We start from the raw sequence: 2,690 nt of genomic DNA on the forward strand, positions 1-2,690 counted from the left end.
CATCTTTATTCACCTGAAACACTCTGCGATCACTCTCTTCAGAGGAATAAATCATCTTTATTCACCTGAAACACTCTGCAATCACTCTCTTCAGAGGAATAAATCATCTTTATTCACCGATAGGCAATGTTCATTTGGATTTCTTTCTCAAGCTGTCTTTCCGAACGAATACCATAAAAATAACCAATAAACATCATCTTAAATAAAACAAGGGGATCTAAAGAAGGGCGACCATTGTCTTCTGAGTAATAAGGGCGTACTTTTTCAAGAATAAAAGTGAAATCAATGTACTGATCAACCTTTCTGAGAAGATGGTCTTGTGGGATAAGGTTTTCAATTGAAACAAATTCCATTTGGTTTTGCGTATCTTTTCTAGTATGAAACAATATAAACACCCACCTTAAATTGATTATTAAATTATATCAAATTAACGCGGTGAATTATTAAAATATTTGTAAAAGATAAAGGCTGTCGAGAAAGGTTCTCGACAGCCTGAGAATACGCCCAAATGGCGTCTTCTTCTAATCCTCAAATTTGCTCACTACATCTGATAAATCGTTGCTTAACTCTGTTAACTGTTCTGCAGAAAGAGCAACTGACTGAATGGCATGTACTTGTTCATCCGTTGAAGCACTTACTTCCTCACAGGACGCTGCTGCCTGCTCTGACATGGCTGCCATGCTCTGAATACTTAGCACGACATCTTCTTTATCTTTCGAAATTTCATCCATTTCTTGATTAATAAACAAAATGGAGTCTTTCATATCCTCGACAAGATCTGAGATTGAAATAAAAGCTGTTTCGGTATGCTCAACTACATTCGTTTGACTATTAAAGTTTTCTTTTGTTTTGCCCATTGAATCTACTGCTAATGCTGCACCTGATTGAATATCAGAAATCGTTGACTGCACTTCTCCAGTCGCTGCAACTGATTGCTCAGCAAGCTTTCTAACCTCTTCAGCAACAACCGCAAATCCTTTTCCATGTTCACCTGCACGGGCAGCTTCAATGCTTGCATTTAATGATAGTAAATTTGTTTGCGTACTAATATCACTAATCGTTGTCATGACTGTCTCTATTTTTTTAATTTTTTCCTCTAATTCATTGACTACATTTTCTGTTGATGCGATAAATTCCTTAGAAACATCAAAGGATTCCCTTAAGTTTTTAATTTGGACAAGACCGCTTTGGTTGATTTCATCCGCCTTCTCCGAAAGGTTCTTCATTGATGCTGTATGTTCGCTGATTTCATTAATTCTCATACTCAATTGATTTGATAACTGATGAGCTGATTCAGCTTCCTCTGCCGATCTGCTGGCACCAGTAGCAATTTCATTAATTGCGGCGGCCATCTCCTCGCTTGATGCATTCGTCTCCTCAGAAACAGCGCTTAAACTCTCGGCAGATTCTTTAATGCTTCCTACAGAATGGTTGATGGTTGTTAATAATTCTTTCATTTGGGCAACCATTTGATTAAAATGTCGGCTTACCTCTCCGATTTCATCTTTTGATGTAATATTTGTTTGAATGTTTAAATTTCCTTTTGCAAATTCATTTAACCCATTTTTTAATTGAATTAAAGGCTTCGCCATACTATTGGCTATGAAATAAATAGTAATGATAGAGATAAGTAAGGCAATGCATGAAATAATAATAATTGTTCGTTGCAGACTGGCTGCTGTTTCCATTAAATCACGGTCGGAATACGCAATCCCCACTTTCCACGACGTACTAGAGACCGTATCGTAAACGAGCATTTTACCTTCACCATTATGCTCATAATTTTTATTTCCTGCTTGCTGTTCCGAATCATATATAGCTTTTATATATGGGAATTCAAGCATATTTTGATTGCGGTATTCCGGATGAACGATGGATGCACCGTCTTTCGAGAATATGAATGGATACCCATTGTAGCTTACATCTGTGCTCTGAATCATATTTGTCAATTGTTCCAATGATATATCGACACCTAAAACGCCTATGACGTTTGCGCCTTCTTTTATTGCATAAGACAGTGTAACGACATGTTCTTTTGTTGCTGGGTCCTCATAAGGTTCTGTCCATATTACTTTCTCTGGTTGACTTGCAGCTGTCTTATACCAGTCCCTTGTAGTTGGATCAAAGTCTTCTGCAAGTTCCGGTTCCGGAACCATTTTCAATTGTTTCGTCTCACTCGCTGCATAAATAGATGTTATATTTTCATTTAAATTAAGATAATTTAAAAACTCATTTTCCAAATCCTTCGTGCTCTCTGCGCTTTTACCCTCATCCATCACATTGTTAATATATTCCTTCACTGGCTTTGATAAAGCCATATGTTGAAGATTCTTTGCATACCCCTCTGTAAAGAGCTCAATGGAGTTGCGCATTTCTTCAGTTAGTCCTTTTGATTGGACGATTACATTATCATAGATTTGCTCTTTCATTTGCTGGTTAACCAGCAAACCTATCGCTCCAATAATCCCTGCAATCAATGTAATAAATAATACGATGAGTTTACTCTTGATAGATTTAAACATATGCATTTCCCCTATAAAACATAATTCTTATGACCTAATTTCAACACATAAACATTTACATACCCTATGATTATCGTAATGTTTACAATAAAATTAATAGGTAAAAAGTCACTTTTGATTGTTAATTATAGGGGCTTAAAAATCGAGATAAAAGCAAAAAACAGCAAG

The 2,690-nt window shown here is 36.3% G+C and carries 1 protein-coding gene and 1 pseudogene; both read right to left on the reverse strand.

Annotation, left to right across the window (positions count from 1 at the left end):
- Positions 1-116 precede the first annotated feature (116 nt).
- Positions 117-353, reverse strand: a pseudogene (locus CWS20_RS24760) (transposase); the annotation flags it as partial.
- Positions 354-521: 168 nt separating this feature from the next.
- Positions 522-2,522: a methyl-accepting chemotaxis protein gene (locus CWS20_RS24765; protein ID WP_066188612.1), complete on the reverse strand. Its 2,001-nt coding sequence runs from the start codon at positions 2,520-2,522 to the stop codon at positions 522-524.
- Positions 2,523-2,690: the final 168 nt, after the last annotated feature.

Source organism: Cytobacillus horneckiae, assembly GCF_002835735.1.
In the GTDB taxonomy this organism is placed as follows: domain Bacteria; phylum Bacillota; class Bacilli; order Bacillales; family Cytobacillaceae; genus Cytobacillus; species Cytobacillus horneckiae.

What these genes read in the sequence shown, in the direction of transcription:
- CWS20_RS24765 (WP_066188612.1), bottom strand. Translation starts at nt 2,522, where the DNA reads ATGTTTAAATCTATCAAGAGTAAACTCATCGTATTATTTATTACATTG.